Genomic DNA, 20,428 nt, shown 5'->3' on the forward strand with positions numbered 1-20,428 from the left:
GCGTACAGTCGCCCCCGGGACACTCAGGGTGAATCAGTCAGTCCCGGCTGATGAGGTCGTCGAAGTCTCCGTCTCTGGCTCCCAGGACGAAGGCGGTCATCTCCGCCCGGGTGTAGATGAGTGCGGGGCCGTGCGGGTCACGGGAGTTGCGGACGGCGACGCCGCCGTCGGGCAGCCCTGCCACCTCGACACAGTTCCCATTGGGGTTGCTCCGGCCGCTCTTGCGCCAGACCGCTCCTGCGATGCGGCCCGCGGGTACACCGTTGACGAACTCCGGCATGTCCACTCCTACTTCTGCTTCTGGTGCGCTGACCACCCAGCGTGGGGGATGTTGGACGGCTTCTGACCGAATACTGCCCCAGATCCGAGCGTTCTTGCATCTGTTCTTGCATTCGTTCTTTCAGGTGTACTTGCAGCGATACGCTCTGTCGACAAGGATGGACCTGACGGAGCCGCCGCCCAGGGACAGGCAGCCAGATCGCCGCGGAGGTCGTGATGACAGCTCTCCCGTTCGCCGCCATGGCGCCGTATCAGGCGCCGCGGGACCGGGGCGGGACCGTTGACGCGGCGGGTTTCGCGACGTTCCCGCTGGCCGGGACCGCGGAGACACCCGGCGCGGCGCGGAGCATGACCCGTTCGACCCTGCTCAGCTGGGGACTTGGGGAGCTGGTGGACGACGCCAGTGTCGTCGTCTCCGAATTAGTGACCAACGCTCTGCGGTACGGGCTGCCCACCGCCCGGCATCCCCGTCCGCTTCCGCCGGCCACCGCCGAACAGCCCATCCTGCTCACCCTGTTGCACTGCGGCGGCGCCGTCCTCTGCGCGGTGTTCGATCCGGGGCACGACGTTCCCCTGATCAAGGAGCCCAACTATCTGGAGGAGACGGGGCGCGGCCTGCACATCCTGGAGTGTCTGGCCGAGAGTTGGGGCTGGACCACTCCCGACCACCACGGCAAGGCGGTCTGGGCGCTGCTGGTCGCCCCCGGCGTCCCGGCGCCCGCTCCCCGGGGGGGCTCCGATCAGGACTGGGAGCCGCTGACCCGGCTGCTCCTGCTGCTGGAGCTGCTCAACGGCCCGTCGTGGCTGAAGGCGTTGGGCGCCTCGGCGGCGTCGAAGGCGGCCGACGGGCACTGAGGTCGGGCGGGAGAATCCCGCACAGCGCGTCGAGGGCGGCGGCGAACCCGTGGTCGGGCGGGGCGCAGCGTAGCCCCGCTCGCGAACTGATGGGCCGGAGTCAGCAACACGCCTCCGGCGCCGCCGCCCGTCAACGCGCCGAGACCCGCGCCGTGTTCGTCCATGGGCAGCGGCACTGCGCACATCCCTTCGGCGGCCGGCGACCGGGACGACGGCAGCCGCGCGCCGCGGATCGCCTCGCGCAGCGCCCGCGTCAGCCCGTCCCGCACACCACCGGCCCCGCCCACGTCCAGGTGCAGGTCGAGGCCGGTGCCGTCGGTCGAAGTGGCCCAGGATTCCACCCCGCGAGTGGACCACATCACCGGGCCGCCTCCGCCCTAGGGTCGGTGCCATGACCGCACACGACCACTCCCCCAGGATGAACCTCTCCCAGGCCGCCCCGGCCGTCCACCAGGCGCTGCGCGCCCTCGACGGCGCCTCCCGCGCGGGTGGGAGCCGGCCCTCGCCGAGCTGGTGAAGATCCGCGCCTCCCAGCTCAACCACTGCGCGTTCCGCGTCGCCACGCACACCAAGGACGCCCGCGCGGCCGGCGAGACGGAGGAGCGCCTCTACCTGCTGAGCGCGTGGAAGGAGGCGGCCCGCGCCTACACGGACCGCGAACGGGCGGCCCTGGCCCTCACCGAGGCGATCACGGTCCTGACGGACGGCCTCGTCCCGGACGCGGTGTACGAGCGGGCGGCGAAGCACTTCACGGAGGAGGAACTGGCCCACCTGATCGCGGCGATCGTGACGATCAACTCCTGGAACCGGATCGCGGTGTCGACCCGGATGGTCCCCCAACTCGACGGCCGATAACCGTTCGCCACCGCTCACTCACCCTCCGGCACGGGGGTGAGAGCACCCCACGAACCTTGATATGGTTGCCCATGTCGCGACGGCCCATCACAGCCCCGCGCACGATCACCTCGTCCGGGTGGCGGAATGGCAGACGCGCTAGCTTGAGGTGCTAGTGCCCGTTTAAGGGCGTGGGGGTTCAAGTCCCCCCTCGGACACAACCAGTACGCCTACGCCAGGTGCTGGCCGACTCTCGGCCAGCACCTCATGCTTTTCATGGTCGTACGTCAAGCGTAGCCCCAGGTGGCGGGAGACATCGGCCTTGTCCGCCGGGTCGGCCCTGCGTAGGGCCGACGGCAGGCCGCCGAGTGTGTCGACAAGGTCCCGGATCTCCTGGCGGGTCATCCGCCGGGTGGGGCTCCCGGGGGCTTCGACATCCGCGCCGCCCGCACCCACGGCACCGTCGACGCGCTGACCAGCGCGGACCTCCCGTCCTGGGCCGACAAGGCATACCGGGGTACCGGTGGCACCGTCCGCGTGCCCTACTGGGGACGGTGCGGGCGTCAGCAGATCAGGGCCGGGCCGAGGGCGCCGGAGGGGATGTGGCGCCCGTGCGGGGCGGCGTCCGTCAGGTGCCCGTCGTCCACGACCACCCGTCCGCCGACGACCACCGTGCTGGGCCAGCCGGTGACGGGCAGCCCCTCGTACGGCGTGTAGTCCGTCGCCATGTGGAGGCCGGAGCCGCGCACCTCACGGGTGACGGACGGATCCCACAGGGCGAAGTCCGCGTCCGCGCCCGGGGCGATGACGCCTTTGCGGGGGTAAAGGCCGTTGAGCCTGGCCGGGTTGGCGCACAGCGCCGCGACGAAGCGGCCGAGCGGCAGCCCGCGCTTGACGACCAGCTCGCTGAAAAGGACCGGCATGCGGGTCTCCACGCCGGGCAGGCCGTTGGGCATCGCCCGCACGTCGTGGCGGGCGGACTCCTTCTGCGCGGTGTCGTAGCAGCAGTGGTCGCTGCCGATGGTGGCCACCTGTCCCAGGAAGACCCGGGACCGCAGCCCCGCCACGGTCGTGGCGGTCCTCAACGGCGGGCAGCAGACGAACCGTTCGGGGTGCGGTCCGGCGTAGGCCGAGTCGTCCAGCACGAGGTGGTGCGCGACCGCTTCGGTGAACGCCCGCACGCCCCGGCTCCTGGCCCGGGCGACCAGGTCGACGGCCTCCGGGGTGGACTGGTGGACGAAGTAGACGGGAGCCGCGACGGATTCCGCGATCGCCAGGATCTCCGCCACAGAGGCCGTCTCGGCGAGCTCGGGCCGGGTGGCGGCGTGGTGGCCGGCGTCGATGGCGCCGACCGCCGCGCGGCGCTCCTGGACATCGGTGATGATGTGGTCCGCCTCGCAGTGGACGACCACCATGCCCCCGAGGTCGCGCAGGTGCGTCATGACCTTGAGGATGGTCTTCTCCTCGGCCATCGTCTCGCCGCGGTAGGTGGTGAACATCTTGACGGTGACCACGCCGTCGGCCACCAGCGCGCGGAGTTGCTCGGGCACGGTGTCGTCCCAGTCCACCACGCAGGCGTGCAGCGCGCTGTCGCACAACCCGTCGGCGGCCTTGACGCGTTGGACGGCGACGACATCGGCCGGGTTCTCGCCGGGCCGCGGGATCGCGAAGTCCACGATGGTGGTCGTGCCGCCGAAGACCGCGGCGGTGGTGGCCTGGCGGTAGTCGTCCAGCGAGGTGAACTCCCCGGAGGTGAAGCCGACATGGCAGTGCGGATCCACCCCGCCGGGCAGCAGCAGCCGGCCCGAGGCGTCCAGCTCGCCGGCCCCGGCGCGGCGTATCGCCTCCGATGGGAACGCGCCGGGCGCGACGAGCGCGCGCACCCGCCCGTTCCCGACCAGGACGTCCGCGGCGCCCTGCCAGTCGGCGTTGACCACGGTGCCACCGCGCACGACGAGGTCGATCGGCTCGGAATGAGGCATGGAACTCTCCAACGGGACGAATCTTCCTGGGGCTAGAAGCGGGTGGCGAGGTAGGCGTGCCAGCCGCCGTGCTCGGTGATGTCGACGACGCCGGACGCGTCCAGTGCCGTGGCTCGCATCCGCATGGAGAAGGAGCCCGAGCCGTCCTCCAGCCGGATCACACCGAGTTCGAGCTCGGGCGGTTCCCTGGGCAGCAGCAGGTCGCGCAGCACCTCGTACGTCACCTCGTACACCTCGCCGGCGATGGCGGCGCCGCCCTCGGGCACCGGGTGCAGTCCGGGGAACTCGTCGCGCACGGAGAAGAAGCGGTAGTCGGGGGCGGTGCGCGCGGCGCCGGCGAAACGGGCGTCCCGCAGCGCGTTGTTGAGGCTGCCGCCGGACATGGCCTGGCCGTTGACGAACATGCGCAGTGGGGTCATCGGGGACAACTGCCTTTCCGCAGAGGGGTTTCGGTCCGCCGGGTGAGCCGGCCGGGGCCGAGGTCGTCGATGGGCTCCGGGGGGCGGTCGCCGGCGACCAGCGCGCGCAGCGTCTCCCCCCACAGCGGCGCGAAAGTGAACGCGTAGGTCCCGCCGGCGACGAGGAAGCCCGGGTGCCCGGGGACCTCCCCGATCACCGGCATCTCGTCGGGCGTCGCGGCGAGCGGTCCGGCCCAGACGCGCAGCAGCCTCAGCCCGGCCAGGAACGGCAGGACGCGGCACGCCTGCGCGAGGTTGCCCGTCAGGCTCGCCATGCTGGCCGTGCCACGGCCGGCCGTGGTGACCGGGCGGGCCGGCCAGCCGCCGCCGATCAGCAGGTTGCCCGCAGTGACCTGCTTGACCGACATGCCCTCACCGATGTGCTGGACGAGATGGCGCATCACCGGGGGCACGCGCACGGTGGCGTGCATCTGGATGACGACCGGGGCCATCTCCAGCGCGATCCCGGCGAGCGCCGCCACCTCCCCGATCCACGGACCGGCGGCGTTGACGACGACGGGCGCGGACCAGCTTCGGTCGCCGGAGTGGACCACATAGCCGCCGACGACCCGGTCGATGCCCGTCACCGGAGTGAACGCGTGCACCTGGGCACCGTGCCGGAAGGCCGCGGCGAGGTAGGCGGGCGTGATCAGCAGCGGGTTGGCGTAGCCGTCGAGCGCGCACCAGGTGGCGGCCCGGACCCGGTCGGAGAGCAGGGGCAGCCACTCGCGGGCCTGATCGCCGGTCAGCAGCTCGGTGGCGATCCCGGCCGCGCGCTCCCACTCCCGCTTCTCGTGGAGCTCGTTCTCCTGCTCGGCGGTCTCCGCGACCATGAACCCCCCGCCGCGCCGCAGCTCGACGTCGGCGTCGAGCCGCTTCTCGACCGTGGACCAGCGCTCCGAGGCCGCGCGCTGGAGGGGCAGGAAACGTTCGCTGTCCACCGGGACGTCCTGGCCGGGCCGCCGGGTGTGGATGCCCTGGATGTGCAGATTGCCCGCGGTGGTGCCCGATCCCTCGCGGTTCGGGGCGCCGCGTTCCAGCACGGCCACGCGGTGCCCGGCCTCGGCCAGGTGGAAGGCCGCGGCGGCCCCGAGGATGCCCGCCCCGATGATGACGACGTCGGTGCGGCGGGTGCGGTGTAGCTCACTCATGGGTCCCGACCCCTGGCGGGAACGGGTCCGCGGCGTCGGCGTCGCCGAGCGCGAGGGCGGTGCGCACCGGGATGGGCTTGAGGGGGGCGCGGGCGGAGAAGGCGGCGGCCCCGCCGGGCGACCCGGCCGCTAGTGCCGCCACTACATGGCCGCACTCCCGCCCCTGGCACGGTCCCATGCCGGCGCGAGTGGCGCCCTTGGCGGCGTGCAGGTCATTCCAGCCGGTGGCGGCGGCCCGCCGGATCTCACCCGCGGTGACCCCCTCGCACCGGCACACCGGGGTGTCGTCGGCCAGTGACGTCGCAAGCGAGGACGGCACCGGGTACAGCCGGCGCGTCAGGGCCGCGAAGCGGTCCAGGGCACGGGCCCGCCGCCGGGCCGCCGCCAGGGACCGGTCGGCGGCGGCGCCCCGGCCGAAGTGGCGCAGAATGGCGCGGGCGGCCAGTTCGCCGCGGACGGTCGCCGCGTGCACCCCGGCGATTCCGACGCACTCGCCGGTCGCCCAGACGCCGTCCACCGAGGTCGCGCCGTCCTGGTCGACCTCGGGCAGCTCCTCGCCCGTGGCCGGGTCCACGTGGCCGCGGCAGCCCAGCAGGCGGAGCAGCTCGGTGCTCGGGCGGAACCCGAAGCCCACGCACAGCGCGTCCACCTCGACGCGCCGGTTCTCCCCGGCGGCCCACGCGGGGTCCGCCGGTCCGATGTCGACCGCGCGCACCCGGTCGTCGCCGTGCGCGGCGAGGACGCGCCAGCCCTGGCGCACCCGCACGCCGTGGGCGGCGAGGGACTGCAGGTAGCCCGCCGCCTCCCTCAGCCGCGCGGGGTGGCGGGCCGCGCCGAGCGCGGCGAGGCCCGGACGGTAGGGGTGGTTGAGCTCCAGCAGTGCCTCGATGCGGACCCCGACACCGAGCAGGGCGTGGGCGACGGGCAGCAGGAACGGGCCGGTCCCGGCGAGCACGACCCGGCGGCCCACCGGGGTCCGGTCCATGGTGGCCAGGTGCATGGCGAAGCCGGGAGTGACCACCCCGGGCAGCAGCCAGCCGGGGAAGGGCGCGGTGCGCTCGAAGGCGCCGGTGGCGACGACCGTGGCCCGGGCACTGACCCGGCCGGCCGCGCCGGTGCGGACATCACTGGTGAGGAGGGACGTCGCTCCGTCGCCGGCGCCCCACACCAGCGTGTGGGTGAGGCACCTGACGCCGGCGGCGTGGGCCCGCCGGATCAGCGCGGTTCCCTCGGGGCGGAAGTCACCGAAGGCGCTCACCATCGGCGCCGCACGGCGCTTGTAGTACTGGCCCCCGAGCTGGTCCGATTCGTCGATCAGGGCGACGCGCAGTCCGCCCTCGGCGAGCAGCACGGCCGCGGTCAGCCCGGCGGGCCCGCCGCCCACGACGGCGACGTCAGCGTCGATGGCGAGGGCGGGCGGAGACTGCTGTTCAGGCATGGGACGCCTCCTCGTGCGGGGGCGCTCCGGCGTCCGCGAGGGTGCGGATGTCCATGCCGTCGGCCACATGGGCGAGGCAGGAGCGGACGTCAGCGCGACCGTCGATGGTGACCTCGCATTCGAGGCACACCCCCATACCGCAGAAGGGCCCGCGGGCCTGACCGGTCACCGGATTGCGGCGCAGCGCCCAGATCCCGGCGGCGGCGAGGACCGCGGTGACCGACTGGCCCTCCCACGCCTCCCTGGGGGTTCCGTCGACGACGACCCGCACGGTGCGGGGCCGGCTGTTCCCGTTGTTCATGGGCCCGCTCACAGGATCTTGCTCAGGAATCGGCGGGTGCGTTCGTGGTCGGGGGCGGCGAAGAAGTCGGCGGGCGGCTTGTCCTCCAGCACCTCGCCGTCGCTGAGGAACACCACGCGGTCGGCGGCGGCCCGGGCGAAGCCCATCTCGTGGCTGACGACGATCATCGTCATGCCCTCCTCGCGGAGCCGGACCATGACGTCCAGCACCTCGGTGACCATCTCCGGGTCCAGGGCCGAGGTCGGCTCGTCGAAGAGCATCACCCGGGGCCGCATGGCCAGGGCCCGCGCGATCGCGACACGCTGCTGCTGGCCGCCGGAGAGCTGCCCGGGGTAGCTGTCCGCCTTGTCACCCAGCCCCACCAGGCCGAGCAGTTCCCGGCCGTCGCGCTGGGCCTCGGCCTTCGCGGTGCGGTGGACGTGCACGGGGCCGCAGGCCACGTTCTCCAGCGCGGTCATGTTCGGGAAGAGGTTGAACTGCTGGAACACCATGCCCGTCACGCGTCGTTGCACCGCGATGCGGCTCTCCCGCAGCCGGGTGCGGCGGCCGGGGCGCTCGGGGCGGCCGAGGAGTTCGCCGCAGACGCGGACGCTGCCGGCGTCGATATCCTCCAAGTGATTGAGGGTCCGCAGGAAGGTGCTCTTGCCACCACCCGACGGGCCGAGGATCAGGACGACTTCCCCCTCGTGGACGCTCAGGTCGATGCCGTTGAGCACCCGGACCGCTCCGAAGGACTTGTGCACGCCCCTGGCCTCGACCAGCACGGGCCGGCTGTCCGGCGCGGCGCTCATCGGTTGTCCATGTCTGTCAGGGGAACGGGTGCGGTCACGGGAGCGGGGCCTTTCTTCGCTCGGGGAATCCTCGACGCCGGAGGCGTCGTGTAGCCGCGGCCGACCCTGGCTTCCAGCCAGCGCTGGAAGAGGTCCCACAGCGTGGTCATGGCCAGGTAGAACAGCGCCGCCGCGACCAGGCCCTCCAGGACCCGGAAGTTGGTCTGGACGGCGTACTGGGTCCGGCGCAGCAGCTCTTCGACGGAGATGACGGAGACCAGGGTCGTCGTCTTCAGCAGGCCGTTGAAGCTGTTGCCGAGGGACGGGACCATGATCCGCAGCGCCTGCGGGAAGAGAACGACGCGGAACACCCGTGCCGGGGACATGCCCAGGGCGCGTGCCGCCTCGGTCTGGCCGCGCGGCACCGAGAGGAATCCGGAGCGCACGATCTCCGAGAGGTACGCCGCCTCGTTGAGCACGAGTCCGGTCAGCGCCGCGGTGACGACATCCAGCTTGATGCCGACCTGTGGCAGGCCGGTGTAGATGATGACGAGCTGAACCAGCAGCGGGGTGCCCCGCATCAGCCAGACGTAGAAACCCGTCACCGTCCGCACCGGGACGAGGGCCGACGCCCTGCCCCAGGCCACGATCACGGCCAGCACCAGCCCGAGGGCCATGCTCACCACCGTCAGCCACACGGTGGTCCAGGCGCCCTCGAACAGCGCCGGACTTCTGAGGAAGGAGAAGAAGGCTTCCCAAGACCACATGATTCGACCTTTCCGTCGTCGGGTCGGCTACTCGACGGAGACCGGCCCGGTGGTCACCTCGATGGGGCCGGAGTAGGGCATGACGTTGTACTCCTCGAACAGCTCCGCCAGGTAGCCCTCCTCGTCCAGCTCCCGCAGGGCGCCGGCGACGGCCTCGGCGACCGTCGTGTCGCTGAAGCCCAGGGCGAGCGGGGCGGTGTTCATGCCGGAAACCGCGGTCTCGAAGCGGCCGTTGCCCTGGTAGTAGGTGGTGACCGACTCCACGATGGCGACGCCGTCGACCTGACCGGCGGACAGCGCCTGGTAGGCGTCCGCGTTGTTGTGGAAGGTCTGGAGGTTGATCTCCGGCCGGCCCGCCTCCTGGAACCCGGCGTTGAGGGCTTCGAGGGTGTCGTACTCGTAGCCGGGGGCCTCGACGGCGATCGTCTTGCCCGACAGGTCGTCCTCGGAGGTGATCCCGTCCGGGTTGCCCGCGGGCACCGAGACGGAGACGCCCTGGATCTCGTAGGGAACGAGGGTGACGGTCTCGGCCCGCTCGGGGGTGTAGAACATGCCGGTGTTGATCATGTCCCAGCGGCCACTCTGGACGCCGGGTATCTGGGCGTCGAAGGGGACGTTGACGAATTCGGGCTCCAGACACAGCCGGGCCGCGAGCTCCTTGCCCAGGTCGACGCGCATACCGACGATCTCGTCGCCGGACTCGACGTACTGCATGGGCGGCAGCGTCGCGTTGGTGGACATCGTCAGGGTGCCGTCCTCGACGAGGTCGCCGCCCTCGATGCCGGGGGTGCAGTCGTCGGCCGCGGACGGGGAGGAGCCGGAGGAGTCGCCGCTGCCGCAGGCCGCGAGGGGGATGAGGAGGGCGGCGGTGGTGAGGGGGAGCAGTCTTCGCACGAACGTTGCCTTTCGGGACGGCCTGGTGAGGGCCGGGGGGAGCGATGGTGCGTCTTAAGGGGACGTCGCCGCGACGGCGGCCGACAGACCGGCCTCGTCCAGGGCGGTGGACAGGAGCGCGAGCCGGGCCGGGTCGTCCAGCGGGAGCAGGGGCGGGCGAACATGCCCGCCCGGCTGCCCGAGCAGCCGCATCGCTGCCTTCAACTGCGCGGTGGGTGAGGCGAACTTGGAGCTGTAGTCGGAGTTGACGAGCAGGCCGGTCAACCGCTCGTAGCGGGCGGACCAGGCGCGGGCGCGGTCGAGGTCGCCGGCCCAGAAGGCCGCGTAGAAGGGGACGGCGAACGGGGCGCCGAGGCCGCCGCCGTCGATGTTCCCGTCGCCGCCGAACTCGGCCATGATCGCCATGCCGCGGCGGTGGATGAAACGACCGAACACCCGGAGCGAGCCGACGAGGGCGGCACAGGTGTCCGCCACCTTCAGCTCGTCGCCCGAACTGTCCTTGATCGCCACGACGTTGTCCAGGCCGGCGAGGCGTACGGCGGTGTCCACGCTGATGTCCACGGCCGTACCGCGCGGCCAGTTGTAGACCATGAGCGGCATGTCGACCGTATCGGCGATCGTCCGGTAGAAGGCGTAGATCTCGTCCTGGCTGGGGTGGGCGTAGGGGGGCGGGGTGGTGAGAATGCCGTCGGCTCCGATGGCGCGGGCGTGCTCGCCGAACGCGACGCACTCGGCGGCGGTGAAGGCACCGCAGCCGATCAGGACCGGGACCCGGCCGCCGAGTTCCGCCACGGCGATCTCGGCGACGCGGCGGCGCTCCGCCGGGGTCTGGGCGAACCACTCGCCGGTGGTGCCGTTGACCAGCACGCCGTGCACGCCCTGCGCGGCGTAGAGGCGCAGCAGTCCCCGCCAGGCCGCCTCGTCGACCGCCCCGTCGACGGTGAACGGCGTGGGCGCGGCGGGCCAGTAGCCGCGCCAGTCGACGTCACCCCGGTGCATCTGTGCGCTCCTCTCGTGGGATCGATTGCACAACACCGTGAGCCCCAGCAGACCGTGGAGTCAACCCCCGACCGCCGGGTAGCTTCCTGGGGAAATGGCGAATTTACGGCCGGGAAACCTGATCGACTCTGCCATAATGAGGGGGTCGCCGATCCGGCGACGGGCTATCGAGTGAAATCGATTCCACACACGGGGAGTTCACCTTGGCTGTCACACTGGCCGACGTCGCCGAAGCGGCGGGCGTATCGAAGAGCACGGCGTCGCGGGTGCTGAGCGGGTCCGGGCGGATCAGCCCGCAGGCCCGGCGGGCGGTGGTGACCGCGGCCGAGCGCCTCGGCTACCGCACCAACCGGATCGCCAGCGGCCTGCGCACCCGGCGCAGCAACCTCGTCGGCCTCATCGTGACCAACCTGGTGAACGCGTCCTTCCACGCCATCACCTCCATCGTGCACCAACGCCTGGACGAGCTGGGCTACCAGGTCCTGCTCTGCATCACCGACGCGGACCCGGCCCGCGAACGGCGGTATCTGGAGGCGCTGCTGGACCACCGGGTGGACGGGCTGATCATCGTCGGCACCGGGGAGAACGCCACGGTCGTCAAGGAGGTGGAGACGGCCGGCATACCGGTGGTCAACCTGATCCGGTCCCCCGAGGGCACGCCCGGCGACGCGGTCATGGCCGACGATCACGAGGGGGCGGTGCTGGCCGCCCGGCACCTGCTCGGGCTGGGCCACCGGCGGATCGCCTTCATCGGCGGCCCGGCCTCGGTGGACTCGGGCCGGGAGCGGTACGCGGGTTTCGCACAGGCGATGGCCGAGCACGGTGTGGAGCCGGACCCGGCCCTGGTTCTACGCGGCCCGTACGAGCCGCCGTTCGGCGACGAGGCGGTCACGCGGCTCATGACGTCCCCCGCGGCGCGGCCCACCGCGCTCTACAGCGCCAACCACGAGGCGACGTTCGGGGTGCTCGGTGCCCTGGTCCGGTTCGGGGTGCGGGTGCCGGACCATCTGTCGCTGGTGTGCCACGAGGAGGCCCCGTTCTTCGCCTACTGGCACCCGCCGATCACCGTGGTCGACAACGCGCCCCGGGATCTGGGGGAGTTGGCGGCCGAGCAGTTGCTGCGCCGCATCGAGAAGGGCGAGGCGGGCCGCGGCGGGACCTCCCGCTCGCTCCGCGTCGGCGCCCAACTGGTGGTGCGGCGCTCGACGGCCGCATGGCAGCCACCCGCCGCGCGGCCCGGCGACGACGGCTGACATGTGCCCCCCGGCGTCCTCGGGTGCGGCGGAGAGGCCGTCGGCCACCTCGCCCGCGATAACGCGGCACAAGGAACACCGCTACGTCACGGTGTCCCCTCCCGCTCTCCCGGGCGCACGGAGAAAGCTCCATGACCCGTCCGCAGGTCTCCCGCCGCATCGGCGAGGACGTCACCTTGGCGTTGCGGTGCGCGGGGTCCCCGGCGGGCAGCCGAGGCCCGGTGCGGCATGTGACCTGGGTCTCGATGTGAACCGGCATGCTTGTTCGTCTCTGAAACCGCTTACATAATGATCGCTATCTGATCAATCCATGATGAAGTGATGTGCAAGGCGTGAGAGCCCAGAAAATCGTCACCCGTGGAGGCGTGCGCTCCTCGCGTTCGGTCGACGCGGGAGGAGGTCCGTCCCCGCCGCCTCCTCGCGCTCGTTACCTGAACGACCGTTCACTCCCGGCCGTCCCGACTCCCGGGCGCCGCACGGAAACCTCCCCCACGTGACCGCCCCCGTCCCGCGACGGTGCGCGCACCAACCCCAGTCCCACCCACGAGAACGCACGACTCTGGCCGACGGCGTCCGGATCACCACCACCGGTACTCGCCAGGAGAGAACATGACCATCCGTGACGTAGCGGCCCGTGCCGGCGTATCGCCCGCCACCGTTTCCCGGGTCTTCACGCAGCCGCACGCCGTCGCGGGCGCCACCCGGCAGCGGGTGCTGGCCGCCGCCGAGGAACTGCGGTACATGCCCAATCCGGTCGCCCGCTCACTGGCCCGGGGCCGGTCGGGCAACCTCGGCCTGATCGTGTCGGACATCGCGAGCCCGTTCCAGGCCGAGGTGATCAAGGCCGTCCAGCGGCAGGCCCGGTATGACGGCTACGCGCTGTTCGTCGCGGACCCCGACGAGGCGGCCCGGGACGAGGCGCGGATCGCCGTCGCCATGGCCGGACAGGTGGAGGGGCTTTTGCTGTCCCGGCCCAGCATGGCCGACGAGCGGCTGCACGATCTGGCCACGCACACGCCCGTCGTGCTGATCAACCGCGAGGTCGACGGGATTCCCGCGGTGCTCACCGACCCCACCGATGCCACGGTGCACGCCGTGGAACACCTGCACGCGCTGGGGCACCGGGAAGTGGTCTACCTCGCCGGTCCGGCGGGCTACTCCAACGAGATGCGGCTGTGCGCGGTCCGCGCCACCTGCCGGCGGCTGGGTGTCGAGCTCGCCGAACGCGGCCCGTTCGAGCCGACCCTCGCGTCCGGAGTGAGGGCCGCCGACCTTGTTCTCGGCACATCCGCCACGGCGATCGTGGCGTTCAACGACGAGATCGCGGTCGGGGTGCTGGGCCGCCTCGCGGACCGCGGGCGGAGCGTGCCCGAGGACATCAGCCTCGTCGGATTCGGGGACACCTCCCTCGCGGAGGTGGTGACGCCGAAGCTGACCACGGTGCGGCTGCAGAAGTCCGCGGCCGGCATTGCGGCCGTGCACCTGCTGCTCGACATTCTCCGCGGCGGTGACCCGGGGGAACGGACGCCGGTCACGCTGCCCGCCGAACTGGTGGTCCGCGCCAGCGTCGGCCCGGCCGCGGCGGGGGTCGCGGTCGCCTGAGCGGCCCGCCTGGGCCGCGGCGCCGCACGATGAAACCGGTTTCGGCATTACTGAAAACTGCCGTGCATTCGCTGGAACCGTTTCCGTGACAAACCGGAGATTGACGAATATCACATCGCGCGCATAGTCTTGCCGCAACCGAACGGACTCCTTTCGGATTGTGGTGCCAATGGAGGTGCCCCCATGGCGACATGCGGAATGCGGCGTGAGCCCTCGGAATGCGTTGCTGTGCACCGGATGCGTGCCCTCCATTCACCGAACGCCTGCTGGTCTTCAAGCGTCGTGGAAGCGGAAGGAGCACGGTAAATGGTGGATGTCTCGGGTGTACTCGCCATCGTCCTCGCCGGTGGGGAGGGGAAGCGCCTGATGCCGCTGACGGCCGACCGCGCGAAGCCCGCGGTCCCGTTCGGCGGCAACTACCGGCTGATCGACTTCGCGCTGTCCAACCTCGTCAACGCGGGCATCCGGCGGATCATCGTGCTGACCCAGTACAAGTCGCACAGTCTCGACCGGCACGTGTCGCTCACCTGGCGGCTTCCCGCGCTGCTCGGCGACTTCGTCACCCCGGTCCCGGCCCAGCAGCGGACCGGCCCCCGCTGGTTCGAGGGCTCGGCCGACGCCATCTATCAGTCTCTCAACCTGATCTACGACGAGCGGCCCGAGACCGTCATCGTGTTCGGCGCCGACCACATCTACCGGATCGACCCCCGACACCTGCTGGCCGCACACGCGGACTCCGGCGCCGCGGCCACCGTCGCCGGCATCCGCGTGCCGCGCGCCGACGCGCACCGCTTCGGCGTCATCGAGACCGACCCCGGCGGACAATGGATCACGGCGTTCCGGGAAAAGCCGGCCGATGCCGCCGGTCTCCCGAATTCGCCCGACGAGGTCTTCGCCTCCATGGGTAATTATGCGTTCCAGACCGACGCCCTTGTGCATGCGGTGAAAGAGGACGCCCGGCATTCTTCGTCGCGGCACGACATGGGCGGCGACATCATTCCGTCATTCGTCGCGGAGGGCACCGCCGCCGTATTCGACTTCGCGAACAGCACCGTGCCCGGCGCCACCGACCGGGACCGTGGGTACTGGCGCGATGTGGGGAGCATTGATTCCTATTACGAGGCCAGCATGGATGTCATCGCCGACGACCCCGTGTTCAACCTCTACAACCAACGCTGGCCGATCCTCAGTTACCAGCCTTCGCGGCCTCCGGCCAAGATCGTCCCGGCCTACGGCCTGACGCCCGACGTCCAGAACTCGGTGCTGTCGCCGGGCGTCATCCTGGCCGGCGCCCGCGCTCAGCGCTCCCTGCTCTCGCGGGACGTCCGCGTCGCTCCCGGGGCCGATATCGAGGGATCGGTTCTGTTCGACAATGTGCAGATCGGTGCTCATGCGATCGTCCGCAACGCGATTCTCGACAAAAACGTGATCGTTCCCGAGGGGGCCAGGATCGGCGTTGATCGCGAAAAGGACAGCGCCCATTACTCCGTAAGCCCGAGCGGTGTGGTGGTGGTCGCCAAACACCAGACCGTCGTGCCGAGCTGACAGGCAGGAGAGCCCCCCATGCCGATCCATCCACGGGCGGGAACGCCCGCGCTCGCCGGCGATCTCGTCGACGTCGCGAGCCTCACCGACGCCTACCACCGCAGCCCCGATCCGTCGGCGCCTGAGCAGCGCGTCGCCTTCGGGACGTCCGGACACCGCGGTTCCAGCCTGCGGGACGGCTTCAACGAGGCACACATCCTGGCGATCACGCAGGCCCTGTGCGACCACCGGGCGGCGCAGGGCGTCACGGGCCCGCTGTTCCTGGGACTCGATCCGCACGCCCTGTCCGGACCCGCCGGGGTCACGGCGCTGGAGGTGTTCGCCGCCAATGACGTCACCGTGCTGATCGACGAACGGGACGGCTACACCCCCACCCCCGCGGTGTCCCACGCCATCCTGTCCCACAATCGCGGCGGCACACGCCACCGGGCCGACGGTGTCGTCATCACCCCGTCGCACAATCCGCCGTCCGACGGCGGGTTCAAGTACAACCCGCCGCACGGCGGCCCGGCCGGCACCGCCGTGACCCAGTGGATCCAGGACCGGGCGAACGCCCTCCTCGAAGGCGGCCTCACCGGCGTCCGCCGTGTGCCCTGGGCACGCGCCAAGTCAGCCGAGACCACAGGGCGTTACGACTTCCTGGGCCACTACGTCGACGACCTGCCGTCCGTGGTCGACCTGAAGAGCGTCAAGGAGTCCGGCCTGCGCATCGCCGCTGACCCGATGGGCGGCGCCAGCGTCGCCTACTGGGCCGAGGTGGCGAGCCGCCACGGTCTCGACATCACGATCACCCAACCCGCCGTGGACCCGACGTGGCGGTTCATGTCCCTGGACTACGACGGCAGGATCCGCATGGACTGCTCCTCACCGTGGGCCATGGCGTCCCTGGTGGAACGGTCCGCCGGCTTCGACCTCGCGGTCGGCAACGACCCGGACGCCGACCGGCACGGCATTGTCACGCCCGACGCCGGGCTGATGAAACCCAACGACTACCTGGCCGTCGCCGTCGACTACCTGATCGGGCACCGGCCCGGCTGGCCGCCGGCGGCGGCGGTCGGCAAGACCGTCGTGTCGTCGTCCCTGATCGACCGGGTGGCCCGCCACCACGGCCGTCCTCTCGTCGAGGTCCCCGTCGGCTTCAAGTGGTTCGTGCCCGGCCTGCTGGACGCCACGCTGGTGTTCGGCGGCGAGGAGAGCGCCGGCGCCGCCATGCTGCGCCGCGACGGCACCGTGTGGACCACCGACAAGGACGGCATCGCGCTGTGCCTGCTCGCCGCCGAAATCACCGCGACGACCGGGGCGACGACCAGCGAGCGGTATGCCGTCCTCGCGGAGCGGCTGGGATTCCCGCTGTACGAACGGACCGACGTCCCCGCGACCGCCGACGAGAAGAGGCTCCTCGGGAACCTGTCGGCGGCCCGGCTCGCCGCCACCGAACTCGCCGGCGAGCCCATCACCGCGATCCTCACCGAGGCGCCGGACGCCATGGCGCCCATCGGCGGCCTGAAGGTGTCCACGCCGTCGGGATGGTTCGCCGCGCGGCCCTCCGGGACGGAGGACGTCTACAAGATCTACGCGGAGTCCTTCCGCGGACGCGACCACCTCCAGCAGATCCAACACGAGGCGCGGACGTTCGTCTCCGCCGCCCTGAACGACAGGTAACACCCGTGCGAGCTCATCGACTGATCACCGTCCCGCTCCACCTCCCCGCCGGGGTGGCCCCGCTGCGGGAGCTGGCGACGAACCTGCGCTGGACGTGGCATCCGCCGACCCGCGACCTGTTCGCCGACGCGGCACCCGAGCTGTGGTCACGCGTCGGGGAGAACCCGGCGCGACTGCTGAGGGCCCTGTCCCCCGAGCGGCTCGCCCGCCTCGTCGGCGACGAGGAGTTCCTGGCACGGACGCGTGAACTGGGCGCGGAACTCACCGCCTACCTCGACCGGCCCCTTTCGTCCGCGCCCGCCGTGGCGTACTTCTCGCCGGAGTTCGGCATCTCCGCCTCGCTGCCGCTGTACTCCGGCGGGCTCGGGATCCTCGCCGGCGACCATCTCAAGGCCGCCGGCGATCTGGGCGTCCCCGTGATCGGGGTCGGCCTGCTCTACCGCTCCGGATACTTCGTCCAGTCCTTCGACGACGGATGGCAGCGGGAGCGGTACCCGCGGTTCGAGCCCGAAGAGGTCGGCCTCAGCCCGCTGTCCGACGCCGACGTGCACCTCGCCCTCCCCGGCCACGGGGACCTGTTCGCCCGCGTCTGGGTGGCGCGGGTCGGCCGGGTGCCGCTGCTGCTGCTCGACAGCGACGACGAGCGCAACGCCCCGGCGGACCGTGCCCTCACCGATCGGCTGTACGGCGGGGACACGCTCACCCGGCTCCGCCAGGAGCTGCTGCTCGGCATCGGCGGGGTGCGGGCCGTCCGCGCCTACTGCGAGCTGACGGGCACCGACGAGCCGGAGGTCTACCACACCAACGAGGGGCACGCCGGCTTCCTCGGTCTCGAACGCGTCCGTGCCCTCATGGACGAGGCGGAACTCGGATTCCCCGAGGCACTGGAGGTTGTCCGCGCCGGAACGGTGTTCACCACGCACACACCCGTGCCCGCGGGCATCGACCGGTTCGACAGCGGCGCGGTCGCCGACCACCTCGCCGCCGCGATCCCCGGCGTGCCCGTGGCGGCTTGCCTCGAACTCGGCGAGGAAGCCGGCCCCGGCGTGTTCAACATGGCGCACATGGGGTTGCGGCTCGCCCGGTGGCGCAACGGCGTCTCCGAGCCGCACGGAGCGCTGAGCCGGTCCATGTTCGCCCCGCTGTGGCCCGGGCTCCCCGTGGACGAGGTCCCGATCGGCCACGTCACCAACGGCGTGCACGCCGCCACCTGGGCACCCGCCGCGCCGGCGCCCGGCCTCGACGACGACGCGCTGTGGGCGGCCCGGCGCGACCTGCGCGCCCGTTTGGTCGAACGCGCCCGCCGGCGGCTGCGCGCGGCGCGTACCGCTGCCGGCTCCCGCTCCGGCACGGAAACCGCCTGGGTGGACGACTGTCTCGACCCCGAAGTCCTCACCATCGGATTCGCCCGCCGTGTCCCCACCTACAAGCGGCTGACCCTGATGCTCACCGACCGCGACCGCCTGCGGCGGCTTCTGCTGGACCCCGACCGGCCGGTGCAGCTGATCGTGGCGGGCAAGGCCCATCCCGCCGACGACGACGGCAAGAAGCTGATCCAGGAGCTGATCTGGTTCGCCGGGGACCCCGCGCTGCGCCGCCGCGTCGTGTTCCTACCCGACTACGACATGTCGGTCGGCGCCGAGCTGGTCGCCGGCTGCGACGTGTGGCTGAACAATCCGCTCCGGCCGCAGGAGGCGTGCGGGACGTCAGGCATGAAGGCGGCACTCAACGGCGGACTCAACCTGTCGATCGGCGACGGCTGGTGGGAGGAGTGCTACGACCCGGCCTTCGGGTGGGCGATCCCCTCGGCCGGCGGCGGCCCCGGCCGGGACGAGGCCGAGGCGAACGCGCTCTACGACCTGCTGGAGACGAAGGTCGTGCCGCTGTTCTACGACGACCGGCCCGGCTGGCTGCGCATGGTCCGCGCGGTCCTGCGCGACCTGGGGCCGCGGCTGCTGGCCGACCGCATGGTCACCGACTACGTCGGAACGCTCTATCAGCCGGCCGCCGAGGCGGCCGAGGGCCTCACCGCCGACAGCTACGCCCCCGCGCGCCGGCTGGCCGCGTGGAACGAGAGGGTGCGCCGCGCCTGGCCCCGGGTCGGCGTGGACGGCCTCCGGGCGAGTACGGTCCACCGCCCGCCGCACGACGGCCGCCTTGTCAGCCTGCGCGCGGACGTGGAGCTGGGAACGCTGTCCCCGGCGGACGTCGAGGTGCGGGCGTTCTGCGGCCCGGTCGACGATGACGGCGAACTCGTCGCCCCCGTGTCCGCGCCGATGACGCCCACCGCCGACGGCACGGCGTACGAGGCCATTCTCGTGCCGCCGCACAGCGGCGTCCTCGGCTGCGCAGCCCGCGTCCGGCCCCGGCACGAACTGCTCGGGCCCGGCGGGCTCGGCCTGATCCGTGACACCGCCCCGGCCGGCGAGGTGGGCGACGGACACACGGCCACCGGGGAGAGCCAGTGATGACCGAACGCGTGGGACTGCTGACCCGGGAGTACCCGCCCGACGTGTACGGCGGCGCGGGCGTGCACGTCGCGGCGCTCGTGCCGGCACTCCGCGCCCTGGTGGACGTCGACGTGCACTGCTTCGGTGAGCCGCGGCCGGACGCCCACGCCCACCAGCCGGACCCCCGGCTGCGTGCCGCGAGCTCCGCCCTGTCGACGCTGTCCACCGATCTGTCCATCGCCGCCGCGGTGGGCGAAGCGGACCTCGTGCACTCGCACACCTGGTACGCGAACTTCGCCGGGCACACCGCGAAACTGCTGCATGACGTCCCGCACGTGGTGACGGCGCACTCGCTGGAGCCGCGCCGACCGTGGAAGGCGGAACAACTCGGCGGCGGATACCGGCTGTCGTCGTGGGCCGAACGCATCGCCTGCGAGGCGGCCGACGCGGTCATCGCCGTCAGCGACGGCATGCGCGCCGACGTGCTGGACTGCTATCCGGCGCTCGACCCGGCACGGGTCCACGTCATCCGCAACGGCATCGACACGGTCCGGTTCCACCCGGTCACCACCACCGGGGCCCTGCGCGCCGCCGGCGTCGACCCGGCGCGGCCCGTCGTGGCGTTCGTCGGGCGGATCACCCGGCAGAAGGGCCTGGACCACCTCATCGCCGCCGCCCACCAGATCGACCGCGGCGCGCAGCTCGTGCTGTGCGCCGGAGCGCCCGACACGCCCGCGCTCGCCGAGGAGACGGCCACCGCGGTGGCCGCGCTCGCCGCCACCCGGCCCGGCGTCGTGTGGATCGACCGGATGCTCACCCGCCCCGAGGTGCTTGAGGTGCTCTCCCGGGCCGCCGTCTTCGTCTGCCCCTCGGTGTACGAGCCGCTCGGCATCGTCAACCTGGAGGCCATGGCCTGCGGCACGGCCGTAGTCGCCTCGGACGTCGGGGGCATCCCGGAGGTCGTGGCCCACGACACGACGGGGCTGCTGGTGCACTACGACGCGGAGGACCCGGAGACCTACCGGCGGGATCTCGCCACGGCGGTCAACTCCCTGCTCGCCGCCCCGGACCGGGCACGGGCCATGGGTGCGGCGGGCCGCGCGCGGGCGGAGCGAGAGTTCGGCTGGCGTGCGGTCGCCGAGCGGACCGTGCGGGTGTACCGCTCAGTGCTGGCAAGCCGGTGAGAGA

The 20,428-nt window shown here is 71.9% G+C and carries 17 protein-coding genes, 1 tRNA gene and 2 pseudogenes; 10 read left to right on the forward strand and 10 right to left on the reverse strand.

Annotation, left to right across the window (positions count from 1 at the left end; genetic code table 11):
- Positions 1-37: 37 nt before the first annotated feature.
- Complete coding sequence (locus OIE51_RS03215) at positions 38-280, reverse strand: DUF397 domain-containing protein (protein ID WP_326595354.1); 243 nt, start codon at positions 278-280, stop codon at positions 38-40.
- Positions 281-495: 215 nt separating this feature from the next.
- Here OIE51_RS03215 and OIE51_RS03220 point away from each other — a divergent pair, with 215 nt between their 5' ends.
- The 4 genes and pseudogenes from OIE51_RS03220 to OIE51_RS03235 all read left to right on the forward strand — a co-directional run.
- On the forward strand, positions 496-1,134 hold the full coding sequence (locus tag OIE51_RS03220) for an ATP-binding protein (protein WP_326595356.1): 639 nt from the start codon (positions 496-498) through the stop codon (positions 1,132-1,134).
- A gap of 391 nt (positions 1,135-1,525) precedes the next feature.
- Positions 1,526-1,989 (forward strand): annotated as a pseudogene (locus OIE51_RS03225) (carboxymuconolactone decarboxylase family protein).
- Between the two features lie 112 nt (positions 1,990-2,101).
- Positions 2,102-2,186, forward strand: a tRNA-Leu gene (locus tag OIE51_RS03230).
- Positions 2,187-2,400: 214 nt separating this feature from the next.
- Positions 2,401-2,523, forward strand: a pseudogene (locus OIE51_RS03235) (IS5/IS1182 family transposase); the annotation flags it as partial.
- An 8-nt stretch (positions 2,524-2,531) separates the two neighbouring features.
- Here the strand turns inward: OIE51_RS03235 and hydA are convergent.
- From hydA to OIE51_RS03280, 9 genes are read right to left on the reverse strand one after another with little or no spacing between them, the layout of a single operon-like run.
- A complete protein-coding gene (gene hydA, locus OIE51_RS03240) occupies positions 2,532-3,950 on the reverse strand; it encodes a dihydropyrimidinase (protein ID WP_326595357.1) in 1,419 nt (472 codons plus the stop codon).
- A 32-nt stretch (positions 3,951-3,982) separates the two neighbouring features.
- The gene (locus tag OIE51_RS03245) at positions 3,983-4,369 is read right to left on the reverse strand and encodes an allophanate hydrolase-related protein (protein WP_326595358.1); all 387 of its coding nucleotides are present in this window, start codon (positions 4,367-4,369) and stop codon (positions 3,983-3,985) included.
- Positions 4,366-5,559: an NAD(P)/FAD-dependent oxidoreductase gene (locus OIE51_RS03250; RefSeq protein WP_326595359.1), complete on the reverse strand. Its 1,194-nt coding sequence runs from the start codon at positions 5,557-5,559 to the stop codon at positions 4,366-4,368. Before OIE51_RS03250 ends, OIE51_RS03245 begins: the two co-directional genes overlap by 4 nt.
- Entirely contained in the window at positions 5,552-6,997 is a 1,446-nt protein-coding gene (locus OIE51_RS03255; protein WP_326595360.1) for an NAD(P)/FAD-dependent oxidoreductase, read from the reverse strand. The genes OIE51_RS03250 and OIE51_RS03255 overlap by 8 nt, the downstream gene beginning before the upstream one ends.
- Positions 6,990-7,298 (reverse strand): (2Fe-2S)-binding protein, encoded by a 309-nt coding sequence (locus OIE51_RS03260; protein ID WP_326595361.1) that lies wholly within the window; start codon positions 7,296-7,298, stop codon positions 6,990-6,992. The genes OIE51_RS03255 and OIE51_RS03260 overlap by 8 nt, the downstream gene beginning before the upstream one ends.
- A gap of 8 nt (positions 7,299-7,306) precedes the next feature.
- Positions 7,307-8,089 (reverse strand): amino acid ABC transporter ATP-binding protein, encoded by a 783-nt coding sequence (locus OIE51_RS03265; protein WP_326595362.1) that lies wholly within the window; start codon positions 8,087-8,089, stop codon positions 7,307-7,309.
- Complete coding sequence (locus tag OIE51_RS03270) at positions 8,086-8,835, reverse strand: amino acid ABC transporter permease (protein WP_326595363.1); 750 nt, start codon at positions 8,833-8,835, stop codon at positions 8,086-8,088. Before OIE51_RS03270 ends, OIE51_RS03265 begins: the two co-directional genes overlap by 4 nt.
- Positions 8,836-8,862: 27 nt before the next feature.
- Positions 8,863-9,729, reverse strand: a complete 867-nt coding sequence (locus tag OIE51_RS03275; RefSeq protein WP_326595364.1) for an ABC transporter substrate-binding protein — start codon at positions 9,727-9,729, stop codon at positions 8,863-8,865.
- A 54-nt stretch (positions 9,730-9,783) separates the two neighbouring features.
- The gene (locus OIE51_RS03280) at positions 9,784-10,728 is read right to left on the reverse strand and encodes a dihydrodipicolinate synthase family protein (RefSeq protein WP_326595365.1); all 945 of its coding nucleotides are present in this window, start codon (positions 10,726-10,728) and stop codon (positions 9,784-9,786) included.
- A 203-nt stretch (positions 10,729-10,931) separates the two neighbouring features.
- Between OIE51_RS03280 and OIE51_RS03285 the strand changes: the two genes are divergently transcribed.
- From OIE51_RS03285 to glgA, 6 genes are all read left to right on the forward strand, one after another.
- On the forward strand, positions 10,932-11,981 hold the full coding sequence (locus OIE51_RS03285; RefSeq protein ID WP_326595367.1) for a LacI family DNA-binding transcriptional regulator: 1,050 nt from the start codon (positions 10,932-10,934) through the stop codon (positions 11,979-11,981).
- A 609-nt stretch (positions 11,982-12,590) separates the two neighbouring features.
- Positions 12,591-13,583 (forward strand): LacI family DNA-binding transcriptional regulator, encoded by a 993-nt coding sequence (locus OIE51_RS03290; protein WP_326595369.1) that lies wholly within the window; start codon positions 12,591-12,593, stop codon positions 13,581-13,583.
- A 306-nt stretch (positions 13,584-13,889) separates the two neighbouring features.
- Positions 13,890-15,128, forward strand: coding sequence for a glucose-1-phosphate adenylyltransferase (glgC, locus tag OIE51_RS03295; protein WP_326595370.1), 1,239 nt, complete (start codon positions 13,890-13,892; stop codon positions 15,126-15,128).
- 18 nt (positions 15,129-15,146) lie between these two features.
- Positions 15,147-16,790, forward strand: a complete 1,644-nt coding sequence (gene pgm, locus OIE51_RS03300; RefSeq protein ID WP_326595372.1) for a phosphoglucomutase (alpha-D-glucose-1,6-bisphosphate-dependent) — start codon at positions 15,147-15,149, stop codon at positions 16,788-16,790.
- Positions 16,791-16,795: 5 nt separating this feature from the next.
- Positions 16,796-19,258, forward strand: a complete 2,463-nt coding sequence (gene glgP, locus OIE51_RS03305) for an alpha-glucan family phosphorylase (RefSeq protein WP_326595373.1) — start codon at positions 16,796-16,798, stop codon at positions 19,256-19,258.
- Positions 19,258-20,424: a glycogen synthase gene (gene glgA, locus OIE51_RS03310; protein WP_326595375.1), complete on the forward strand. Its 1,167-nt coding sequence runs from the start codon at positions 19,258-19,260 to the stop codon at positions 20,422-20,424. The genes glgP and glgA overlap by 1 nt, the downstream gene beginning before the upstream one ends.
- Positions 20,425-20,428: the final 4 nt, after the last annotated feature.

Source organism: Streptomyces sp. NBC_01803 (assembly GCF_035917415.1).
In the GTDB taxonomy this organism is placed as follows: domain Bacteria; phylum Actinomycetota; class Actinomycetes; order Streptomycetales; family Streptomycetaceae; genus Streptomyces.